Below are 21,758 nucleotides of genomic sequence, written 5' to 3' on the forward strand. Positions count from 1 at the left end.
CTTCCGTGGAGGGCTTTTACGACAGCCTCTGATATAGAGCACATCCCTCCCTGTAGGTCGGCGAAAAAAGCATCTGCCTTCCAAGGGGCGCTATCGCCCTCCGCTACGCGGACAACTTCGGCCCTGTTGATTCGTTACCGTTCGGCAACGAGTCAACCGAATCTGGTATAAATTCATGCCATAGGGCAAATTGCTTATGAAAGCCAGCCTTTACCTCGCTTTCCAGCAGATTGGTGCCGATTTATTCTCGGCCGGACTGGCCTCGGCCACTTCGGGGAACTACTCGGTGCGGGAAGGCAATGGGCTCTGGATTACCCGCTCAGGCGCGCAGAAAGCCCATCTGACCCCCGACGACCTGATGTTTTTGCCCCTCGAGCCGGACCCTGAGCGAGACCAGGGCGCCTCGGTGGAGCGGGTGATACACCGGGCCATCTACCGGCAAACTGACGCAACAGCGGTGGTGCATGCCCACCCCCGCCATGCAATTGCGCTGTCGTTTCACCTCGAGTCCATCCAACCCATCGACCTCGAGGGCCTATACTACTTTGGCCAGATTCCGGTGGCCGCCCCCAAAACCGCCTCGGGAACCCAGGAAGCCGCCGAAGCTGTAGCCCTGGCGCTAAAAGAACACCCCGCTTGTGTGATTCGTGGGCATGGGGCCTTTGTCAAAAGCAGCCTGGAAAATCCCGATAAAGCTCTCCTGCAAGCCTACTCGCTCATGACCAGCCTCGAGGAAGCCTGCGAGGTGCTGTTTTTGGAACATTTGTGGCGAGGAAATATCGCCCGAGCTTCCTCGAAATAAGCGTTTGGAGTGCAGCCGAAGCGCTCTCCCGCTTGAGACTTGCAAATGAAAGGGTACACTAGCAGATGAAAGTACTTTTTGTGGAGGGTAAAAACCTCGATGTGCTGCGAGGTTTAGCGCGGCAATTTCCCCATCCCTACCGGCTTTTGTACCGTGCCGAACAGGAACTCTATCTGCTCGAGGTCTGGGCCCATACCCCTGAGATGGAGCGCGCTGCGGCCGGGCTGGAGGGTTTTCGCAGCTGGAGTTTTGAGTTGCTCGAGGAGGGGAGTCGTCAACCGGGATAGTGGGGGCTTTCAGTCACTGACTCTAAGCCGTTAAGGAACCTTATGCGTGAAGAAATAGATTTGATTGCTGTGGACGATGGGGTGGAGGTCTACCTCGAGGACACCGGCCCCTTGGATGCCCCGGCCATCTTGGTACTGCATGGGGGGCCTGGGGGAAGTAGTTATACCCTGCGCGAGGGGCTGGAGGAATACCTGGAAGGCTTCCGGGTGCTCTACCTCGATCAGCGGGGGGGAGGCCGCAGCCCCGCACTGCCGGAAGAACCGGGCCTTTTTACCATCGATGCACTGGTCGGCGATCTTTTTCATCTGCGCGATCACCTCGGCATGGATTCTTGGACCCTGCTGGGCCACGGTTTTGGTGGGCTGCTGGCCCTGGACTATGCCCGCCGTTTCCCAAAAACCACCGAGCGACTGGTGCTGATTAACCCCTGGACCAACTTTCCCTGGCTGGCCGGCCAGCTCTACCGGGCCTCGCTGGGGTTGCGGGGTATCGAAAGCCACGAAATCGAGTTGGAACCTGAAGACGCCTACCGGCTGCTCCAGGAAGCTTTTGCCGAGGTAGAACCTAAAGCGGCCTTTGACAAGCTCTTGTTTCCCAACCAGCACAGCCGCATGGAGTACGAATGGATGGCGGAGGGCTCTACCGTGATGGGCGCCGATACGCCTGGGCGGATGTTCGTGCTAAACGGGCTATGGCGCCTGGACTACACCCCTTTTTTGCTGGAAATACAAGTGCCCTGCACGGTATTGTTGGGTGCTTTGGATGCCAGTAGCTACCCCGAAGCCCAGACCATTACCGATCTGGTCGGCGGGCAGCTCGAAATTATTGAAGGGGCGGGCCACTACCCCTGGATCGACCAGCCCCAGGCTTTTGCCGAGGCCATTCACAGCGCGCTGCTTGGGGTGCACTAATACCGGAGTACCGAATTGTAAGACCGTTACGGTTTGTACGAGCAGGCGCCCTTTGTTCAGGCCCAATCTTAGCCCTATGCACACCCACGGGGCCTATTTAGCCGCACCCTTAAAGAGTGATTGACCTGAGGGGCTTCCGGGGTTGGGCTAAGTTGAATGAGCAGCCCTTCTTGCGTCTATTGCGCGAGGAAAAAGTCTCCAGGCGTGCTTTTGAGCGCTGGTTGGCGCAGGAGCAATACCTGTACCAAGCCATGCTGGACCTGCAGACCGCTTTGCTACGCCAGGCGCCGCAAAAACACCGCCTGATTATGGTCAACGCCCTGCTGGTCATGGTAGAAGAGCTGGACTGGCTGGCCGACCTCGAGCTGCCCCCCGTGCCTGTCCACCCCGCCCGCCAGCATTACCTGGATTTTCTGCAGGGTCTCGAGCACGTCCCTTATGCCATGGGTTGTGTAGCCCACTGGGCCAGGCACCGGGCTTTTTTCGATGCCTGGAGTTCCCACCCGCCCCAAGAGGCACCAGGCGGTCTGGCCGACCAGGTAGCCCAGCACTGGATGGCCCCTGAAGCGCAGGCCCTGCTGCACGATTTGGGTAGTCTGGCCCTCGAGGCTTGCGAAGAACTGCGTCCTGCGGAAGTGGATGGGGTCGTGGGCCGGGTGCTGCAACTCGAGCAGTCGGCCTGGGAGATGGCCCTGGAGTTTGCTCTGGAGGATAGCCTGGGCGAGGGGTCTGGTAAAGCCTAGCGCCTATGTGTTAAATCCGATACACAAAGCCCTTCAGATACTACTTAGCCTTAGTCCTGGGAGGTAACCCATGAAAAAGTGGATGCTGTTGCTGGGACTAATGCTGGTAGGCGGGGTATTGGCACAGGTGGCCAGTCTGGCAGAGAATATTCGCGGGTATGCGGGTTGGACACGGGTTAATGTCAATAAAATCAACACTGCTGGGGCCCACCCCTTGGGTAAGGATGTCTACGTTAATCTGCCCCCGGATCGGCTTGTGGGTGCGAATGGTAGCTACAATCTGCCCTTCGCCCAAGGCACCATTTTTGTTAAGGAACGTGTCGATCCTACCAGTTTGACCGTTACCAATATTTATGTGATGCAAAAGCGCAGCAACAGCGCAGGCGACTGGGCCTGGGCTGCTTATGAGCGTAAAGGCGATGCATTCCAGGGCGGTGCGCTTTCCAACCCGGCCATGTGCGTAGACTGCCATCGACAGGCCAGTGCCACCGACCAGGTTTTTACCTCCTGGGGTCGTCGCTAGTTAGGCACCATCGGCAAAGCCCTCGAGCCAGGCCTCGAGGGCTTTCAGGTTGACCTGGTAGCGCCCACGGGTTCCTTTGACAAGCCCCAGGTTGCGCAGCTCGCCCAGGGTGTGGGTCACCGTTACCCGGGTGATGCCGCACATGGCCGCCAGGTCTTCTTGCTTCAGTTCCATGGGCAGATCGCGCCAGGGCGAAAAATCGGGCATGCTGAAGCGCTGGGCCAGCCAGGAAAAAGTCCGGCCCAGACGAAAAGCAGCCGGTGCCGACGCGACCTCGAGCTGGGCCTCTAGCTGACCTACCCGTTCTGCCAGCACCTGGGCTAACCGCAGGGGAACATTGGGCAACTCGCGGGAGACCTGCTCCATCTGGCTTTTTTCTACCGGACAGACCATGACCCGGCTCAAACAAACGCCGGTGGACGAGTGAATTGCAGCCTGATCCAAAAAGTTGATACCCAGCAGATCTCCGTTTCCAGCCACGTACACAATGCGTTCCTGGCCCCCCCCGGCGACCCTCGAGAGCTTTACCTGGCCTTCAATCAGGATGAGCAGGCTCTGGCAGCTGTCCCCCTCACGGTGCAGCAACTCGCCAGGCTGAAAGACCCGCGGCGGGCAAATCTGCCCCAGCCGCTGCCGCTCGTGTTCGCTCAGGCGTTCTAAAAAACCAGGTTGATGAAGATAAGGCATGTCTTATCCGGATTGTACCGGATACCCCGTCGGTCCTGCTTCGCACTCGGGGGTTAGGTTGTCCGCCAGGGGAAAGGCAAAGCGTGAGCAGAACCAATGCCGTTTGGGGCCTCTGGCTAACAGACCCCTAAGGTCTTGAAAACCAGTGTGCAGTAGTGCTTTGAAAGGGACTCGAGGGTCAACTTACCGCCAGGCCGGTACCAGTGATAGGTCCAGTTCAAAGCCGACAGGACAAACAGAGTCGCCAGCCGTACATCCTCTACCTGAAACTCACCTTCTCTGACCCCGGCTTCGATAATCCTACGGAAGTGCGACTCGTAGTCGTCCCGGCGAGCTTTGATTCGGCTTTGCAACTCGGGGTTGAGAAACTTCCATTCGTGAAAAAAAACCGTAGCGTTGTCCAACTCGCGCACAATCACCGCCAGATGCCCTCGAATGAGGTGCTCGAGTTGTTCCTTGGGGGATAGATGGGTCGGAATCGCCCGCGCGTTGCTTAAGAACTCATCCGCTGCGCGGTTCACCAACTCAAATAACAGCTCCTCTTTCGACTCGATGTGGGCGTAAAGGCTACCCCCTTGCAGATTAACCGCTCGAGCCAAGTCCCGCATCGAGGTAGCGTGAAATCCCTGGCGACTAAATAGCAGACCGGCGGCATCCAGGATTTCATCCCGTCGGGTCACCTTTTCCAGCTTATCGTCTTCAAACGAACGGTTGTTCGACACCTTGGCGCAGAGTATAGGTTGTGTTCAGGGCAGCGTCAACGTATAAAAACAGATTTTGAAACCTCGAGGTCTCTGAGTTTGCGCTTCTTGACGCATTAGAGTGCCACGTCTACAATACTTTTTGCTGTTGCGGCGCGGTGAGCGTAGCTCAGCCGGTTAGAGCACCGGTCTGTGGAACCGGGGGCCGTGGGTTCAAGTCCCATCGCTCACCCCAAATCAGGGAATAGAGGTCAGGGAACAGGTAAAACTAAACCTAACCCCTGCTCTCTATCCCTACCTGCGCGGATGGTGGAATTGGTAGACACGCAAGACTTAGGATCTTGTGCCGCAAGGTGTGGGGGTTCAAGTCCCCCTCCGCGCACCACCGAACCCCGGAAGATTCTGGGGTTTCTTGTTTTCATGAGATCGATTCCCAAGACCGCGAGGTGCAGACCTTGTGCTCGAAACAATCAAGATAATACCAGATTCGGTAAGTTCGTCACCCTTCGGTGACGAACTTACCCGACCGAAGGGAGTGCTCTAGGATTCAAAAAGACAACCTATGGTTTTTTTGAACTGTCTTTTTGAATCCGATATAAAACCCCCCTCCCATCGGGAGGGGGGTGGGGATGAAGGGCCCTTACGGCAGGAACGACCAGCCGTTGCGATACTTGAGCAACAACATTTTTTCCACCAGCACCTTGTTGAAGTCGCCTAGCACGTTGGGCAGCATGACCTGGAACTGGCGCGGCGGGTAGAGGTGGTTGCCCAGGATGATCACTTCTTTGTTGCCCGCATCCATTACGCACACCGCCGGCATGCTGCCAAAGGATTTGCAGTGCAGGTTGTTGACATTGCCATGCAGGATTTCACGAATGTTGTGCGCCGCAGTCTTGGCCATTTCGTCGGTGGGGAAGCCGGTTTTGGGCACACCAAAGGCCACATCGCCCTTGAAGGGGTTGGGCACCTTGGCCGCGAGCCCCACCGCAAAGACGTTGGGATAGTGGCTACTTTGGTAGCCGTCAGAGACTTCCACAAAGCCTTTGGAATCCACCAGTTCTGGGGTTTTTTGCATCACCTCCACCCCTTCGAAGGGGGGTACCAGCATGGTGAACTTGGAAGGCAGTACTTCTCCGGTGGAGAGCACCACGCCGTCCGGACGCACTTCGGTGATGGCCGCATTGGCCCGGTAGTCAATGCCTTGCATCTTCAAGAACGTTTTAAGCATGGCTTCACCGCCGGACATACCGCCAATGCCAAAGTGGCCGAGCTTGGGTTCGGGCGTGACCCAGGTAATGCTGACCTGGTTACGTTTGCCGGCTTTACGAACCTGGTGGTCGAAGTTGAAGAGGTATTCGTAGCCAGCCCCCATGCAGCTAGCTCCCGGAACTGCGCCGATCACCACCGGGCCTGGGTTTTCCAGGAATTTTTTGTAGGCTTCGTAGGTTTTCTCGGCATCGGGGGGGGTGAAAATGGAGTGTGAATAGCCTTTGGGCCCCAGTCCCGGAACGGCCTCCCAGGCCAGCCTGGCGCCGGTGGCGATGACCAGGAAGTCGTAGTCCAGAACAGTGCCATCGGCCAGCGCCACCTTATTTTCCGCAGGTTTGATTTGGGTGGCTTCGCCTAAGATAAACTCGATGCCCCCGCGCCGGAAGGTACTCTCTGCATCAAAAGTAATGTCCGAGACCTTGCGACGACCAAAGGGAACCCAGATGAGAGAGGGGATGTAAACAAACTCTTTTTGCCTCGAGACCACTACAATTCGTGCTTCTTTGCCCAGCTTGCGCTTAAGCTCGAAAGCACTGGTCATTCCGCCGAAGTTTCCGCCGATTACCAGTATGGTTTTCATGGTTTGCTCCTTGTTTCACAAGGTACTACATACCTATAGGGGGTATGTAGGGTCAGTTGTCCTGTCTGTGGAAAGAAAGCTTTGAGCGCAGCGTTCTTCAATTCTGTATGCAGTCCCTTTGCGTGCTACTTGGTCAGTACCCTTCAGATGTGAAAGAAGAGGAGTGATACCGGATTCAAAAAGATAATCATCCAAACCAAAGATCCCCAGATGCTATCTTATTGAATCCTAGAGCACTCCCTTCAGGCCCTGTTGGTTCGCCGCCATCCGACGCCGAACTAACCGAATCTGGTATTACAGGGGTGGCAAGCAACTTTGTCTTTCTGCCAGGGTTGGTGCATAAAGTAAAACCACGCCTTCCCCCCCCAACGGGGGAGGCTAGGTGGGGGCATAACACCCAGAGAGGTCACCTACCTGCGGGCATTTTTTCAGCACCAAACGTCTGAAGTGCCCCTGGCTGAGGTTTGCGAGGTTTCTCGCACCGACCCTCGTCTTTCTGCTTTGGGTGTACCTAAATCCTGCCATATGGTTGTAAACTAAGCACTTGGCGACCCCAGGGGTCGAACTTGAGGTGTGTTGTGGCAGAAATTCTGGAACGCGAAGGCTACAGGGTGAAAATCAAGGTAGAGGTTCCGGCCAGCCAGGTCGAGCAAACCTATCAATCGGTGCTGAACAGCTACGCCGGCCGGGTCAAGCTACCAGGTTTCCGCGCAGGTAAAGCCCCGGCAAAGGTCATCGAGGCCAAGATTGGTAAGGAATCTCTACTTGACGAGGTAAAGGAGGCCCTGCGCGACGAGACCTTTCCCAAGGCTGCGCAGGAACTATCGCTGCTGCCGGTGGGGGCCAGGGTACTTGAAGAGAGCCTGACTTTTGGGCAGCCCTTTGTGTATACCGTTGAAGTTGAGAACTACCCCGAAGTCAAGCTGCCCGACTGGCAAACCTTCAAGCTCGAGGTCGAAACGCCCGAAGTCACCGATGAAGTGGTGAGCCGCGCCCTGGACGATTTGCGCAGTCGCTATGGCGAAATGATAGCGGTAGATCGGGAAGCCCAGGAAAATGATCATGTTTTCATCGAGACCGATGATGGGGGGCGCTTCCCGGTGGTGATGGAGAACGCCCAGCCCCACGTTCGCGAGGCCCTGCTCGGCAAGAAAGCTGGCGACGAGGTGATGGTACCGGTCAAGGATGGCGAAACTGTTGTGCGCGAGGTCAAGACCAAAATTCTTGAAGTCAAAGCCTTGCAACTGCCTGAACTGGACGACGAATTCGCTAAAACGGTGGGTGAAGATAACCTGGAAGCCCTCACCAACAAAGTTCGGGAGAGCCTCAAAGCCCAGTTTGAACGCGAGGCCCGCAACGCCAAGGCCAATCTGTTGCTGGATAAGCTTGCTGAGGCCATCGAAGCCGAGATTCCGCCTACCATGCTGGCCCGCGAGGAGCAAAGCCTGCTGCAAAGCCTGGCCGATGACCTCAAAGAGCAAAGGCTTGAAATAAAGGAATATATTGCCCAGCTCGAGAAAGACGGTAAGCTCGAGGAGTTCAAGCAAAACCTAAGCGAGAGCGCTGCCAAGCGCTTGCGCCGCTCGCTAGCCGTTGAGGCCCTGGCCGAAGAACTCAAAACCGAACTGAGTCAAGAGGAGTTTGAAGATTTCCTGAACGAGATGGCTCGCTCCTACCGCATCACTCCGGCCCGCCTGCAAAGCGAACTAGGCCGCGATGCCATTGCCCGTCTGCGTATTCAGCGTCTGCACGACAAAGCGCTTCTCGAAGCAGTGGCCAGGATTGAAAGCTGAAAGTCTGCTCAGCGTAAAGGCTCCTGGTGCGCTCCCGGCAGGGAGCGTACACTGCTTGGGATCCATAAGCCTGCCGACTTTGCATTGGTATTTGAGTAGCCCACATTGTGCGGTAAAAAATCGTTATGTGCGCCAACGCCCTCTTGACCTGCCATTCAGGCATACAATAGAGCCGATATGGTAGTTCCCTACGTCATCGAACAAACTGCCCGTGGTGAGCGCGTCTACGATATCTATAGCCGCCTGCTCAAAGACCGCATCATTTTCCTGGGTACGCCCATAGACGCGCAGGTAGCCAATACCATTGTGGCACAAATTCTCTTCTTGGCCGCGCAAAACCCTAATCAGGAAATCCGTATGTATATCAACTCACCTGGGGGGGATGTGGACGCCGGGTTGGCAATTTATGACACCATGCAGTTTGTCTCGGCGCCGGTCTCGACCATTTGTGTGGGTCTGGCCGCTTCCATGGGAGCGGTTTTGCTTGCGGCGGGGGCACCCGGCAAGCGCTATGCACTGCCGCACTCCAAGGTCATGATTCACCAACCCTGGGCTAGAGGACTGGGCGGACAAGCCACTGATATTGCCATCCAAGCCGAGCAAATCCTTAAGACCCGTAAAGTCCTAAATGGTATCATTGCTCGCCACACCAATCAGCCCATGGAAAAGGTCGAGCGCGATACCGAGCGTGACTACTACCTTACCGCCGAAGAGGCCGCCAGCTATGGATTGGTAGACCAGGTGGTTACCCGTGAGACGCAGTAAGCCTTCTTGTAGTTTCTGTGGGCGCAAACACCCGGAGGTCGCCCATTTGATCGAGTCACCGCTGGGCGAGGTCTTCATCTGCAATGAATGCGTGGAACGGGCCAACGACCTGCTGGAAGCCGAACCCAAGCAAAGCTTTGTCGGCCCCAGCCATCTGCCCAAACCGGCCGAGATTAAGAGCTTCCTAGACCAGTACGTAATCGGACAGGAATTGCCCAAGAAAACCCTTTCGGTAGCGGTATATAACCACTATAAGCGCCTGATGCACCCCGAGGCCGAGGTGCAAAAGTCCAACGTGCTCCTTATTGGCCCTACCGGAACCGGCAAAACCCTGCTGGCCGAGACCCTGGCCCGGATGCTGGATGTGCCTTTTGCCATCGCCGATGCCACTACCCTGACTGAAGCCGGTTATGTGGGCGAGGACGTAGAAAACGTCTTGCTGCGGCTTTTGCAGGCAGCCGATTTTGACGTTCAGGCTGCCGAGAAGGGCATTATCTACATTGACGAAATTGATAAGATTGCCCGCAAGTCGGAGAACCCCAGCCTGACCCGAGATGTCTCGGGAGAGGGGGTTCAGCAGGCCCTCTTGAAGATTGTGGAGGGCACCATTTCCAATGTACCGCCCCAGGGTGGGCGCAAGCACCCCCACCAGGAATTCATTAGCCTCAATACCAAGAACATTTTGTTCATTCTGGGCGGAGCCTTCGATGGCCTCGAGCGCATTGTGCTTTCCCGGGTAGACCAGAACCCCATCGGCTTCACCCGCCCCAAGAAAACCGAAGAGAAGCCCGAGCCCATCCCGGAAGATCTGGTGCGCTATGGTCTGATCCCCGAGTTTGTGGGCCGCATGCCGGTCATGGTACAGCTCGAGGCCCTTGACGAAGAAGCCCTGGTTCGCATCCTGACCGAGCCCAGGAACGCCCTCATACGCCAGTACCAGGAGTTGCTTCGTATGGAAGGCATTGATATTCGCTTCACGCCGGGCGTGCTACGCGAAATTGCCCGCCGGGCGCTAAAGCGCGGCACCGGGGCCCGCGGCCTGCGGTCGGTGATCGAAAAGGCTATGGTCGAACTGATGTACGAGCTGCCCGGCTCTGGGGTTTCGGAAGTGGTTTTTGACCTGCCCCACCTGGATAAACCGCTCATGGCCCTCGAGGAAGCCCGGTTGCGCCAGGCTTCCTGAGCAAGCTGGCCAACAGGTCGGCTGAGTCATTCAGGATTGCTTCTGGGAACCTCCTCACAACGACTGGCGCTAAAACAAGATTAGGCCAGCACGATGCGCTCAGGGCTTGGCCGGGCTACTGGCCCCACCCTGGTCATTGCCCGAGGCTTGACCCGCTAGCGCTTTGTCGAGGATTTCCCGCCAGCTATCGTAAGATCGCTGGCCGGTGTATTTTTCGCCATTCACAAAGAAGCTCGGCGTGCCGGTCAGCCCCAGGTCGCCTGCCAGCTTCTGGTCAGCCAGCACGCCTGCCCGTTTACTACCCGATTTGAGGCACTGCGAGAAGGTTGCGGGTGCCATCCCGATCTGACTTGCTAGGTCGGCCAGGTAGTTATCGAGGGCCTCTCCGCTAAAACCCGCCCACTGCAGTTGCGCCCGAAAAAGGGCTTCGTGGTATTCAATGTACAAGTTATTGTCGGCAGCGCAGGCAGCGGCTTCACCTGCCCGAATAACGTTTTCCTGTCCCCCAAAGGGAAAATCACGGAAAATATAGCGTACCTTACCGGTATCTATGTAGTCCCGCTTGATGAGGGGAAATACATCGTTGGCGTGATCTCGGCAGTGGCCACACAGGTAGTTGGAGAAGTCCACCACCGTCACTTTGGCATCGGGGTTTCCGATCACAAACCTAGCGCCCTTGGCTGGGTCGGCGACATTGGCAGAGGGTTGGGGGCGGAGCACTATGAAGAGCACTGCGGCGATAACAGCAGCCAGGAGTGCGACCACAATAAATAGGGTTCTTTGCATACATTAGATTCTATTGCTTACAGATGAAAAAATGCACCAGGCAACCCAGTGGCCGCTCTAGCGGTTGTTGCTTGTTGCCCACCGCCGGGCCCGGCAGCCCCTCAGGCCCCGGACTGCCGGGCCTCACCCTCTTCGCTTAGCCAGAAGGGTCGGGCATCGCTGGAAACCATCGTTTCGGCGGCGATGGCCTCTTTGAGGTCTTTGGGCAGGACGAACATGGCCTCGATGTAGGGGGCCTCGAGGTGCCTGAGCGGTAGGCTACGCTCCAAAATACGGGCTTCCAGGATGCCCTCGCTCAAGCCCGTAATATCCACAGCGTCCGAGGCCGCAATAAAGCCAAAATTAAGCATGAAGCCAGGAATGTAGTTTTGATAACTGCGGGTGTACTTGAAGACCTGCTTGACGGTGTGGTGCACCACCGGGTGCATTTTGTGATGGGTAAGCAGGATCATCCCGGCCTGCATTGCCATTAGGCCTCCCGGGTTGAGGCGGCTCTTGAGCAGCTGATAAAACTCCACCGTGAAGAGCATTCGGGCTGGGTTATCCTCACCCACCGGATCATTCAGATCCACAATGATCACGTCGTAGGTGTCGGAGTGTTTCTCCAGATAGCCCCTGGCATCCTCGGTGATGATCTGGGCCCGGGGATCGTCAAAGGCGCCCTGGTGCCACTCGGGCAGCAGGGCGCGGGCCATTTCCACGAGTTCATCGTCAATATCGCACATCACGGCTTTCTCGATGGTGGGATGCCGTAAAACTTCGCGCAGGGTAGCGCCTTCACCGCCGCCCACAATGAACACCGAACGCGGGTTGGGGTGAGCCAGCAGGGCCGGATGGACCAGGGTTTCGTGGTAGATGTACTCGTCGCGCTCGGTTGACTGTACATCCTTGTCGAGCACCAGCACCTTGCCAAAGGCACCGGTCTGAAAGATGAAATAATCCTGGAACCTGGTTCGCCCGGCGGCCAGCACCTTGTCCATGCGGCGGTAGATGGCTTCATAGGGGGTGACTTGCTCGAGGTAGTACATTCCGTATTCCATGGTTTCTCCAGAAAAGACTAGGGTTTAGGTCCAAAGTTGGTAAAGAGAGGCTGGCCAGGGTTAGACGACTGGAAGCACAGCCTTCCTGCGAATTAGCGATTCGATCTACTGGCGTTGCCCTGGCTTCTGCGCTTGATTTCGTGTTCGCCTCCCCGCCATAACCGGAAAGCCGACTCCTCCCTGGCCCCAAAAGCCCTCGCCAAGCCCCGCAATACCGATTCGGGGTCTACGTCGGGCTTATAAAAGTAAAGATCGAGGGCTGCCGAGGCGTCATCCTCGGGCCAGGTGTGAATCATGACCGCTGCAACGGGCGAAAGAATGGCTGCCGAGAGTCCCTGGGGGTAGAACTTATAAACCGTGGCCTGCACACTTCCAGGAGGCGCCCCCAGCTTGAAGACCGCGTCCTTGAGCGCAACCTCCACCAGCTTGGGATTTTCCAGCACTTCCAGGTTGCAGCCATAAATCTCGGCCACCCAGCGGCCCCCAGTCATCGCTGTCACGGCAAACTATAGTAACACATGGGGATAAGGCCGCAGATTCTAACCGTCGAGCAATCGCCTTTGGCCGAGCTATAGAGTTATCTTGATGGTATACGAAAAACTGCCGTACTCTGCTTCGAAACAAAGCCCCACCTCGAGGGGCCTCGAGTAAAAAAACTTCGCAGTGGTCTGGTAACCAGGAATTCGGTATGCACAGCAGTCCTTCTCGATGAGCTGCACATCGCAATTTTGGGCAGTCAACGTGCTTCAACACGTACCGCAAAATAAGTTACCTATGCACTAAGTACAACAACGTTAGGAATTTGCTCTACCCGAAAAGGGGAGCCCATAAGCTGCGCCGCTTTAAAGACCGGCCACTTCTTTCACCGAGACCGTCACCACAAAAAATCTAATGTGGGCGCACTTAGGTAGCTTGCAACCGTTTAGACAGGCTTCGGTACCGGCTTGCTCGACAAACCTGCGCAGACCCATACGAAACTGGTTTTTGGCTACAAGTTGGGACTTGCCCAGGCCTGGCTTAAATAACCTTGGACCGATTGGCCTGGGATGGGGTAGCTTTGGGAAGAGCGGGCTCGGTTTGCACAAGCCAGCGCAAGGTCAGGCTGATTTGCACGAGCAGCACTAAGAAAATCAGAACTCCAATGGTATCGGTGGGCTCGGCTCCACTCATCAACCAGCCGACGGGGCTTGGTGCGGGCAGGCCAACGGTGTGGGTCAGGATATAAATCAGGGCCGTCAGACCGCCTACTACGAGCGCAATCAGCAAAAAAGGCCGGGCCTGGGATTTTGGAATCGTGCCGTTGTGCATGAATCCCAGCATCAGTACAAAAAACCCCGTAGCCATTAGCAGCGAGATGCCCCACAGCATGATTTGAGCATAAAAGAAAGCCTGGGGCTGCTCGAGCAACAACTGATCCAGCCCAATAGCCCCACAAGGCCCTCCACCCAGTGGCGTACCCGCCCAGCCCAGCAACTGCAGGGCGAAGGGGGCAAACATCAAGCCGACCAGTAGCCCCAGTTGGCGGTCGCTAATACCGAACATGTGCTAATGGTGGCCTGATTCTTGAGGGTTGTGTAGGGAGAAATATCCCGATGTATCCCTCCGAAACCAAACTTACCCATAAAGGCCAATCAGCTTTCTGTGCTGTAGCTGAGCGAAGCGACCGATGAGGGCAGCTCAGGTCTGCCCATTGAGGGCCAGCACATGCGCGATGGCTTGAGCGAAGCCATCCTCGCGCACGTGGCCGGTGACGTGGTCGGCCACAGCGATAATTTCATCTACTGCGTTGCCCATAGCAATGCCGAGTCCCGCATCGCGGATGGCCTCGAGGTCGTTATGGCTATCACCAATCATGGCCACTTCCTCTAGAGAAAGCCCGTAATAATGGGCCAGCCAGCGAAGCCCGTACAGCTTGTTCACCCCCTTTTTGATGACGCCCACAATGGCCTCGCGGGGGTTCAGGTACTCGGCCAGGTCAATCTCGGTTAGGGCTTCCAGGTCGGGCTTGACCGTTTCCCACAGGCTCAGATCGGGCACCACAAACCACAGCCGCACCAGAGTTTCCTCAATTTCCTCAACCAGGGCCGAGCGGGCCGTCACCCCGGTGGTCTCGATGTGGGTCAAGAGCTCGGGAGGCATGAGCGCGTCTTCGTAGTAGCGGCCACCCTTGGCCCCCATGAGGTCAAAGGGCAGCCGATATTTGCGAGCAATAGCGATGATTTCCTTCAAGTGGGGTACCGGCTCGGCATGGAGCGACCTGCCCCCGGCGTCGCAAATGGAGGCGCCATCGTTGAAGACATGGGGCCCGTCGGGTTGCAAGCGTTGGGCGTATTGCAGGCCATGGCCCCCCTGCGGACGACCTGTACAAACCGCAAATTTCAAGCCCGCCTTTTGGCCTTGCTCGATGGCAGCCCAGGCCGATTCGGGCACGCCCAGGATGCGTCCGGCGTAAAAGGTTCCGTCGAGGTCCAGGGCCACAAGTTTGATCATAAAAGAACTCCTTAAAGCATAAAAACTTCACAAGCATGTATTATCGTGAATAAAATCACTTACTGCTGCGCAGGTGACCTCATCAAAATATCCAAGGCTTGCTCGAGGCCACACTCGTCAACTTTCCTTACCACCAAGTCGGCGGCTTGCTGCACGCTTGCAGGCGCGTTGCCCATAGCGATGCCCAGTCCGGCGGCCTGGATTAGTTCAAGGTCGTTTTCACCATCACCAACCATGGCGCACCGGCTCAAATCGAGCCCTAACTGAGCCGCCACCCATTCCGCGGCCGCCCGTTTGGAGACCCCCCTTGCGGTTACTGAACTAAAACCTACCCCAGGCATACCCGGGCTGGTAGCTTCGTGGAGCTCAACCTCCGGCATGCGCAGAATCTGCTCGCGTATCTGCGACCAGGCGGGGGAGGGGCGCCAGACAAACTGCACCCGTACCACCCGTTCGGCCACCTCACCCAAATCGTGCTGCTCGGCTTGGAAGCCCAGCATGGTTTCGTGGTAGAGCAGGTCGGGGTGCGTGCTCTCGCGGTAGAAACTGCCCTCGGCGGTGTATACCTCAAAGGGAACCGCGTGCAGTCGGCTGAGCTCGAGCAGCCTTTTATAAGCCTGCATGGGCAGCGCCGAGACCTGTACTACCTCTCGGTGCCCCGAAACAATCACCGCCCCCGACTCAAAAATATGAAAGCCTTGGGGGTCAAGCCGCTCGGCGTACTCGAGGGCGAAACCGCGCCCGGGCCGCCCCGTGCAGATGCTCAGATGCAGCCCTGCTTTTCTGGCGCGTTCTGCGGCCTCCCAGGCGCACTCGGGCACACCGCCGGGGCCGAACAGGGTGCCATCCACGTCTATCAGCACAAGCCGGATCGATCTATTCATAAAAGTCTGCTTTGGCAAGCGATAACTGTAAATGCCGGAGGTGCTCAGTTGAGGCTGCCGCCCAGCTCCACCACGCCGTTTTCCGCTACCACCGCGGTGCCGCCAATGAATACGCCCAGGATGTTCCCGGCAGGGCCATACTCCACCCGTACATCCACCTGGCCCGGGCCGCCCATGCGGTGGCCCTGGGTAACGGTCAGGTTGACCTCACCCTCCCAGCGCGGCACCACCCCTGCCCGGGCCAGCAGCGCACCCAGGGCCGCGTTGGGTGAGCCGGTCACAGGGTCTTCGGGGATGCCCAGGGCTGGGGCAAAGGTGCGGGCATAGAAGCGACGGGGGCCATAGGGGGCGTAGACATGCACGGCGGCGACCTCGAGCTTGCTGGACAGCTCGGCCAGTTTTTCCATGTCGGGCTCCAGAGCATCCACCAGCCCCGGCGCCACTACCGGCATGAAGAGCGTCCACAGGCCGGTAAAGGTGATCCCATAAGGCAGGCCCCGGTGCAGGTAACGTTCATTGGCGCCCATCAGCTCGATAAACTCCTGTAAAACCTTCCAAGAAGGGGGGTCACGGAAGCGGGGGCTGGGGCTTTGCACCCGGGCCCGGCTGTCCTCGAGCTCTGCCGAGAGCGACTCCCCGATGGTGCGCAAATAGATTTTTTTGACCCCCGCAGGCAGCTTTTCTTCTCTGGCCAGGGTGACCACCAGGGCCACCGCAGCATGACCGCTAAACTCCACCTCGCCGTTGGCCGCAAAGAAGCGCACCCCAAACCCGGTGCCATCCCAGTCGGTCACAAAAGCGGCCTGGGGCTGCCCCAGTTTGGTGGCCACAAGCTGCATCTCCTCGGTGCTCATGCCACGGGCATCCAGCACCAGCGCTACCCGGTTGCCCCCGCCGGGGATTGCTGTAAATGCATCGACCAGCAAGTATGGGATGCGGTACTGGGCGCTAGACATGGCTTACCCCCATCGCCGTTCGGTTCGGAATATCCCCCAGGTTGGGGCATGGGGTTATGGTGTCTTTGGGTTTCATGCCTTACCCCGTATGGCCAGCCCGACCGCAGCCAGCTGGGTCTCGTCCACAGGGGCAGGGGCGCCGGTGAGCGGTTCTTTTCCCTCTTTGTTTTTGGGGAAGGCAATGACCTCCCGAATAGAATCCTCGCCGGCCAGGTGCGCTACGAAACGGTCGAGTCCCCAGGCGATGCCGCCGTGGGGGGGTGCGCCGTAGGAGAGGGCCTCGAGCAAAAAGCCAAACTTCTCCTGGGCCTCCTGGGGGCCGATGCCCAGCAGGCTAAACATGCGCTCTTGTAAGTCGCGTCCATGGATGCGGATGGAGCCGCCCCCAATTTCGCTGCCGTTGAGTACAAAGTCGTAGGCGTAGGCCCGCACCTGGCCGGGGTTGTTCTCCAGCAGCGGCAGGTCTTCGAGGTTGGGGCTGGTAAAGGGGTGGTGCATGTAGGTCCACCGGTTGGCTTCTTCGTCCCACTCCAGGAGAGGGAAGTCCACCACCCATAAAAACTTGTAGCCGGGCTCGATCAGCTTGAGCCGCTTGCCGAGCTCGAGCCGCACCGCCCCCAGGCCCTCGACCGCCTTACGCCAGGGTCCGGCCACGAACAGTACGGTCTGGCCCTCCGATACCGCTATTTTCTCACGCAGGTCGGGCGGTATGAACCTGGCAATACCTCCCGTGAACGCGCCATTTTCCAGCCGGGCCCAGGCCAGACCCGCTGCCCCTTTGGACTTGGCGAGGGCCTCGAGCTCCTCGATCTCCTTGCGGGGTAGCAGGGCCGGCACCACCAAGACCTTGACGGTCTCGGCGCTGGCAAAGGCCCTGAACTCACCGCCTTTGAACACTTCCGTTGCGTCTTGCAACTCCAGGTCAAAGCGCAGGTCGGGTTTGTCGGAGCCGTAGCGGTTCATCACTTCGGCATAGGTGAGGCGCGGGAAGGGAAGGCTAAGCTCCACCCCCAGGGCTTCCTGGAGGATGTAGGCGGCCAGCCGCTCGTTGAGGGCAATGATGTCCTCCTGGGTCACGAAGGACAGCTCCATATCGAGCTGGGTGAAGTCGGGCTGGCGGTCGGCCCGCAGGTCTTCGTCGCGGAAGCAGCGGGCGATCTGGAAATAGCGGTCGTAGCCCGCCACCATCAGCATCTGTTTGAAGAGCTGGGGCGACTGGGGCAGGGCATAAAAGTGGCCGGGCTCCAGCCTCGAGGGCACCAGAAAGTCCCGCGCGCCTTCAGGGGTCGAGCGGGTCAGGTAGGGGGTTTCCACGCCGATGAAGCCCTCGGCATCCAGAAAGCGGTAGATTGCGGCAATCACTTTGTGCCTTAGCCGCAGGTTGTCGTGCAGCCGCTTTCGACGGAGGTCTACCACACGGTTTTTCAGACGCACTTCCTCATTTACGCTCTGGTCCTGCTCACCCCGCCAGCCAGCATCGATGGGGAAGGGGGGTGTCTTGGCTTCAGCCAGCACCTCGAGGCCCTCCGCCACCACCTCCACCGCACCGGTGCTCAGTTTTGGGTTGACCTGTTCGGCAGGGCGGCTACGAACCACCCCCTCAATCCGCACCACCCATTCCGAGCGCACCTTATCTGCTTCACTAAAACAGGATGAATCGGGCTTGACGATAACCTGAACGATGCCCTCGCGGTCCCGCAGGTCAATAAAAATGAGCCCCCCCAGGTCGCGCCTGCGGTTGACCCAGCCTTCCAGGACTACTTTTTCTCCGACGTGTTGTTCGCGTAATTGGCCACAATAGAGCGTACGGCGCATAGGCTTTAGCATACCTTTTTGTGAAAACTTCTCAAATTGCGAAGACGTATATAGCTAGTTAGTAAAGATTTCACGAGCTTTGATTATCGTGAAAATGTACACAAATCAAAGATATAGGTGGGGCTACGCGAACTTGCAAATATTGTAATATTATACTATAATTATATCATGGCGGAATCGGCCCTCCATCGCTTCAAAGCGGAGTTTTTCAAGGCACTCAGCCACCCTTTGCGGCTGGCTATTCTAGACAGCCTGCGCAAAGGGGAGAAGAGCGTAGGTCAACTGGTGGCTGAACTTAATGCCGACCAGCCTGCGGTTTCGCAGCAGCTATCTGTCTTGCGCCAGCGGGGGTTCGTGGAAACCCGAAAGGAAGGCACCACTATCTTTTACCGCACCGCTGACCCGGAGGTGTACGTCTTTCTTGACCTGGGTCGAACCATTTTCGAACGACAACTGGCCCAGTCCGGCGAGATGCTGGCCCAGATCCGACGGGAGGTGAAGCCGGGGTGATTGACAACAGCTGGCTGAAGAGCCTCGAGCTCCTCAACCCCATTCCAGCCTGGCGCCAGGAGTTCGCCGACTACAACCCAACCCGCCTCCAGCAGGACCTGCTGGCCGGTCTGACCGTGGGGGTAGTTGCGCTACCCCTGGCCCTGGCTTTTGGGGTGACCAGTGGGGCGGGAGCTGCCGCCGGACTTTTTACCGCCATTGTGGCTGGCTTCACAGGCTCGGTGATGGGTGGTTCCCGTTACAACATCACCGGCCCCACCGGAGCCATGACGGTGGTTCTCCTGCCAATCATTGCCCAGTACGGGGTAGACAAGATTTTTCTGGTAGGCATCATGGCCGGCCTGATCCTGCTGGTCATGGGCCTGCTGCGCTTTGGTCGCCTCATTCAACTCATCCCTTACCCGGTGGTGATTGGCTTTACCAATGGCATTGCCATCATCATTTTCCTGCAGCAAGTTCCGGCGATGCTGGGCGTGGCAACGCCCAGAGGCGAACATATCCTGCCCATCACCCTGAAGGCTTTGCAGGATTATCTTCGCCAACCCGAAATGGCCGCCCCGCTCCTGACTCTGCTCACGGTGGGTCTAATTTTGTTGTGGGGCCGCTATGTCAAGCACATTCCAGGTAGCATTGTGGCCCTCATTGCAGTAACGCTGGTGAGCTTACTTTTTGATGTGCCCCGCATCGGCGAGATTCCTACCACTCTGCCTGCGCCCCATCTGCCCGCCTGGAGTTTTACCGATGTGAGCCGCCTGTTCAGCCCTGCTTTGGCGGTAGCTCTGCTGGCCGGTATCGAAACCCTGCTTTCGGCTGTTGTGGCCGACAGCATGACTATCCGTGAACGCCACGACCCCGACCGGGAGGTGATTGGCTCGAGCTTCGCCAATCTGCTGGCCCCCATCTTTGGGGGAATTCCGGCCACCGGAGCCATCGCCCGGACGGCGGTCAATGTTCGCTCGGGGGCGCAAACCCGACTTTCGAGCATCATTCATGCGCTCTTCTTGCTCCTGGTGGTGGTGCTGCTGGGGCCGCTGGCGCAAGTGATTCCCCTCGCTGCCCTGGCGGGCATTCTGATGATGGTGGCGGTGCGGATGATCGAGTGGGAGGCTGTGCAGGCCATCTTGCGCTCGACCAAAAGTGACCTGAGCACCATGCTGGTCACCATGGGCATGACGGTGGCCTTCGACCTGGTGCTGGCCATCGAGGTGGGGTTGGTGCTGGCCGGGATTTTGTTCATCCAGCGAATGCGTAACTCCCTGAGCCTGGAGCCCATGGATCTAGCACCCCAGGTTCCGGCGCACCTCGAGGTCGACCACGACCTGCTGCGCGAGCGGGTGGTGGCTTTCCGGGTAGACGGGCCGCTGTTCTTTGCGGCAGCAGGCGAGTTTATCAACAACCTGACACAAATCTCCAAGGTAGACGCGCTGATTCTGCGGATGCGGCGGGTTAAGGTCATCGATGCGAGCGGGGCCAACGCCCTCTTGACCATGAAGCAAGCCCTGTAGCGAAAAGGCATTAAGTTTCTTATCTCTGGGTTACAACCGCAACCCAGGGAAGTGCTGGCGCGCATGGGCTTGCTTGACGAAATAACGACCCATGGGCACCACCTGTTCGAAACCACCGACCAGGCCATCGCCCACGCTTGGAGCCACGTAGAGCGAAACCGACCAGCACAATCAGAAAGTAAACCCATCGGCCCCTAGCGGGCTGATGAAAAAGGCAATGGCTACTTGGGGTCGGGGCCCTCAAAGAGGCTGTGCAGTTGCAGGGGCTCGAGCTCCTTCTGCGCACCGCTTTCCAGGTGTTTGAGGGTGATGACCCCCCTGGCCCGTTCGCCTTCACCCAGGAAGCCCACGTAGCGGGCTCCTTTCTTGAGGGCGTCCTCGAGGGCCTTGCGCGGGCTTTTGGGGGTATAGCCAATCTCCACGCTCACCTTAGGACGCAAGCTTTCGGCCAGGGCCAGGGCCTCAATCTGGGCGGGTTCGTCTAGGGGGGCCAGGTAAAGCGTGGGGGAGGGGTCGGGAGGGATCGCAACGCCCTCTTGCTCGAGGGCAATGGCCACCCGCTCGATGCCTATGCCAAAGCCCACCCCCGGTACCCGGGGACCGCCCAGCATTTCGGAAAGACCGTCGTAGCGACCTCCACCCCCCAGGGCCGACTTGGCCCCGATCTGAGCATGGTGGACTTCCCAGGCGGTGCGGACATAGTAATCCAGGCCGCGCACAATGCTGGGGTCAACGCTGAACGAAATCCCCAACCGTTCCAGGTAGGAACACACCTTCTCGTGGAAGGCCCGCGAGGCTTCACCCAGAAACGCCAGCATGGGCTTGACCTGCAAATCGGCCACAATCTGCTGGTCGATCTCGCTCTTGGAGTCCAGAATCCGCATGGGGTTGGCTTCCAGGCGCACCCTGGAGTCCTCCGAGAGCTTCTCGGCGTGGGGCCTGAACAGCTCCCGCAGGTACTCGTTGTAGCGCAGGCGGTCTTCGGGGTCGCCGACCGAGCCCAGCTTGACCTCGAGGTTTTTCAAGCCCAACGTTTTGTAAATGCGCACCATCAGCGCAATGGCCTCCGCGTCCAGGAGAGGGTCAGCGAGGCCCAGGGCTTCGTAGTCTACCTGATGAAACTGCTTGTAGCGACCCTTTTGCTGGCGTTCTGCCCGGAAAATGGGCCCCCAGGTAAAAAGCCGCACCGGCTGGGGCCAGACCTTCATGCCGTGTTCGTTGTAGGCCCGCACGATGGAGGCCGTGGGCTCCGGACGCAGCCCCAGCACCCGGCCTCCACGGTCCTCGAGCACGTACATCTCCTTCTTGACCACAATGTCCGAGGTCAGGCCCACGCCTTTTTGCAGAACCTCCAGGTACTCGAAGATGGGGGTATGGATCATCTGCGCTCCGGCCCCCCGCAACACCTCCTCGGCAGTCTGGGTAATGTAGCGAAAGACCGGCTCACGGAAAGGGTATTCTCTGGCCTGGGCAAAGATGTCGTTGGTTCCGGGTACCGCCTTCAACATGAATCTTATTCTAAGGGGC

22 protein-coding genes and 2 tRNA genes are annotated in these 21,758 nt (G+C 58.1%); 12 read left to right on the plus strand and 12 right to left on the minus strand.

From position 1 onward, the window contains the following. The first annotated feature begins 196 nt into the window (after positions 1-196). The 5 genes from Q0X23_RS14415 to Q0X23_RS14435 all read left to right on the plus strand — a co-directional run bounded on the left by Q0X23_RS14415 (position 197) and on the right by Q0X23_RS14435 (position 3,267). Positions 197-802, plus strand: coding sequence for a class II aldolase/adducin family protein (locus Q0X23_RS14415; RefSeq protein ID WP_297860924.1), 606 nt, complete (start codon positions 197-199; stop codon positions 800-802). A gap of 65 nt (positions 803-867) precedes the next feature. Beyond that, positions 868-1,089, plus strand: a complete 222-nt coding sequence (locus Q0X23_RS14420; protein ID WP_119339369.1) for a hypothetical protein — start codon at positions 868-870, stop codon at positions 1,087-1,089. A 42-nt stretch (positions 1,090-1,131) separates the two neighbouring features. Then, positions 1,132-2,001, plus strand: coding sequence for an alpha/beta fold hydrolase (locus Q0X23_RS14425; protein WP_297860925.1), 870 nt, complete (start codon positions 1,132-1,134; stop codon positions 1,999-2,001). Between the two features lie 116 nt (positions 2,002-2,117). Further along, on the plus strand, positions 2,118-2,744 hold the full coding sequence (locus Q0X23_RS14430; RefSeq protein ID WP_297860926.1) for a hypothetical protein: 627 nt from the start codon (positions 2,118-2,120) through the stop codon (positions 2,742-2,744). A 70-nt stretch (positions 2,745-2,814) separates the two neighbouring features. After that, entirely contained in the window at positions 2,815-3,267 is a 453-nt protein-coding gene (locus Q0X23_RS14435) for a cytochrome P460 family protein (protein WP_297860927.1), read from the plus strand. Here Q0X23_RS14435 and Q0X23_RS14440 read toward each other — a convergent pair whose 3' ends face one another. Further along, positions 3,268-3,954, minus strand: coding sequence for a Crp/Fnr family transcriptional regulator (locus Q0X23_RS14440; RefSeq protein WP_297860928.1), 687 nt, complete (start codon positions 3,952-3,954; stop codon positions 3,268-3,270). It abuts the gene before it with no gap. A gap of 116 nt (positions 3,955-4,070) precedes the next feature. Beyond that, positions 4,071-4,634 (minus strand): TetR/AcrR family transcriptional regulator, encoded by a 564-nt coding sequence (locus tag Q0X23_RS14445; RefSeq protein ID WP_297861238.1) that lies wholly within the window; start codon positions 4,632-4,634, stop codon positions 4,071-4,073. Between the two features lie 179 nt (positions 4,635-4,813). On the opposite strand from Q0X23_RS14445, the gene Q0X23_RS14450 reads away from it, so the two are divergent. Both Q0X23_RS14450 and Q0X23_RS14455 read left to right on the plus strand, forming a co-directional pair. Continuing rightward, positions 4,814-4,890: transfer RNA gene (locus Q0X23_RS14450), tRNA-His, on the plus strand. A 65-nt stretch (positions 4,891-4,955) separates the two neighbouring features. Then, positions 4,956-5,040, plus strand: a tRNA-Leu gene (locus Q0X23_RS14455). Between the two features lie 255 nt (positions 5,041-5,295). Here the strand turns inward: Q0X23_RS14455 and Q0X23_RS14460 are convergent. Then, positions 5,296-6,504, minus strand: a complete 1,209-nt coding sequence (locus tag Q0X23_RS14460; protein WP_297860929.1) for an NAD(P)/FAD-dependent oxidoreductase — start codon at positions 6,502-6,504, stop codon at positions 5,296-5,298. 578 nt (positions 6,505-7,082) lie between these two features. Between Q0X23_RS14460 and tig the strand changes: the two genes are divergently transcribed. From tig to clpX, 3 genes are all read left to right on the plus strand, one after another. Next, entirely contained in the window at positions 7,083-8,297 is a 1,215-nt protein-coding gene (tig, locus tag Q0X23_RS14465; RefSeq protein ID WP_297860930.1) for a trigger factor, read from the plus strand. Between the two features lie 177 nt (positions 8,298-8,474). Continuing rightward, positions 8,475-9,062 (plus strand): ATP-dependent Clp protease proteolytic subunit, encoded by a 588-nt coding sequence (locus Q0X23_RS14470; protein WP_119339358.1) that lies wholly within the window; start codon positions 8,475-8,477, stop codon positions 9,060-9,062. Continuing rightward, positions 9,049-10,245 carry an ATP-dependent Clp protease ATP-binding subunit ClpX gene (clpX, locus tag Q0X23_RS14475; RefSeq protein ID WP_297860931.1) on the plus strand — a complete coding sequence of 399 codons (1,197 nt, stop codon included), beginning with the start codon at positions 9,049-9,051 and terminating at the stop codon, positions 10,243-10,245. Before Q0X23_RS14470 ends, clpX begins: the two co-directional genes overlap by 14 nt. A gap of 99 nt (positions 10,246-10,344) precedes the next feature. Here clpX and Q0X23_RS14480 read toward each other — a convergent pair whose 3' ends face one another. The 8 genes from Q0X23_RS14480 to aspS all read right to left on the minus strand — a co-directional run bounded on the left by Q0X23_RS14480 (position 10,345) and on the right by aspS (position 18,216). After that, positions 10,345-11,031 (minus strand): DsbA family protein, encoded by a 687-nt coding sequence (locus tag Q0X23_RS14480; protein WP_297860932.1) that lies wholly within the window; start codon positions 11,029-11,031, stop codon positions 10,345-10,347. A 101-nt stretch (positions 11,032-11,132) separates the two neighbouring features. Beyond that, positions 11,133-12,071: a polyamine aminopropyltransferase gene (speE, locus tag Q0X23_RS14485; protein WP_297860933.1), complete on the minus strand. Its 939-nt coding sequence runs from the start codon at positions 12,069-12,071 to the stop codon at positions 11,133-11,135. A gap of 92 nt (positions 12,072-12,163) precedes the next feature. Beyond that, positions 12,164-12,562: an S-adenosylmethionine decarboxylase family protein gene (locus Q0X23_RS14490; protein ID WP_374707482.1), complete on the minus strand. Its 399-nt coding sequence runs from the start codon at positions 12,560-12,562 to the stop codon at positions 12,164-12,166. A 526-nt stretch (positions 12,563-13,088) separates the two neighbouring features. Beyond that, a complete protein-coding gene (locus Q0X23_RS14495; RefSeq protein WP_297860935.1) occupies positions 13,089-13,613 on the minus strand; it encodes a hypothetical protein in 525 nt (174 codons plus the stop codon). 135 nt (positions 13,614-13,748) lie between these two features. Beyond that, the gene (locus Q0X23_RS14500; protein WP_297860936.1) at positions 13,749-14,561 is read right to left on the minus strand and encodes an HAD-IIB family hydrolase; all 813 of its coding nucleotides are present in this window, start codon (positions 14,559-14,561) and stop codon (positions 13,749-13,751) included. 59 nt (positions 14,562-14,620) lie between these two features. Then, positions 14,621-15,445: an HAD family hydrolase gene (locus Q0X23_RS14505; RefSeq protein ID WP_297860937.1), complete on the minus strand. Its 825-nt coding sequence runs from the start codon at positions 15,443-15,445 to the stop codon at positions 14,621-14,623. 44 nt (positions 15,446-15,489) lie between these two features. After that, on the minus strand, positions 15,490-16,401 hold the full coding sequence (locus Q0X23_RS14510; RefSeq protein WP_297860938.1) for a PhzF family phenazine biosynthesis protein: 912 nt from the start codon (positions 16,399-16,401) through the stop codon (positions 15,490-15,492). 72 nt (positions 16,402-16,473) lie between these two features. Further along, positions 16,474-18,216, minus strand: coding sequence for an aspartate--tRNA ligase (gene aspS / locus Q0X23_RS14515; RefSeq protein WP_297860939.1), 1,743 nt, complete (start codon positions 18,214-18,216; stop codon positions 16,474-16,476). 168 nt (positions 18,217-18,384) lie between these two features. On the opposite strand from aspS, the gene Q0X23_RS14520 reads away from it, so the two are divergent. After that, complete coding sequence (locus Q0X23_RS14520) at positions 18,385-18,726, plus strand: helix-turn-helix transcriptional regulator (protein WP_297860940.1); 342 nt, start codon at positions 18,385-18,387, stop codon at positions 18,724-18,726. Further along, positions 18,723-20,231 carry a SulP family inorganic anion transporter gene (locus Q0X23_RS14525; RefSeq protein ID WP_297860941.1) on the plus strand — a complete coding sequence of 503 codons (1,509 nt, stop codon included), beginning with the start codon at positions 18,723-18,725 and terminating at the stop codon, positions 20,229-20,231. Before Q0X23_RS14520 ends, Q0X23_RS14525 begins: the two co-directional genes overlap by 4 nt. A 221-nt stretch (positions 20,232-20,452) precedes the next feature. Here Q0X23_RS14525 and hisS read toward each other — a convergent pair whose 3' ends face one another. Continuing rightward, entirely contained in the window at positions 20,453-21,739 is a 1,287-nt protein-coding gene (gene hisS / locus Q0X23_RS14530) for a histidine--tRNA ligase (RefSeq protein ID WP_297860942.1), read from the minus strand. Positions 21,740-21,758 lie beyond the last annotated feature (19 nt).

This window comes from Meiothermus sp. (assembly GCF_026004115.1).
Classification (GTDB): Bacteria; Deinococcota; Deinococci; order Deinococcales; family Thermaceae; genus Meiothermus.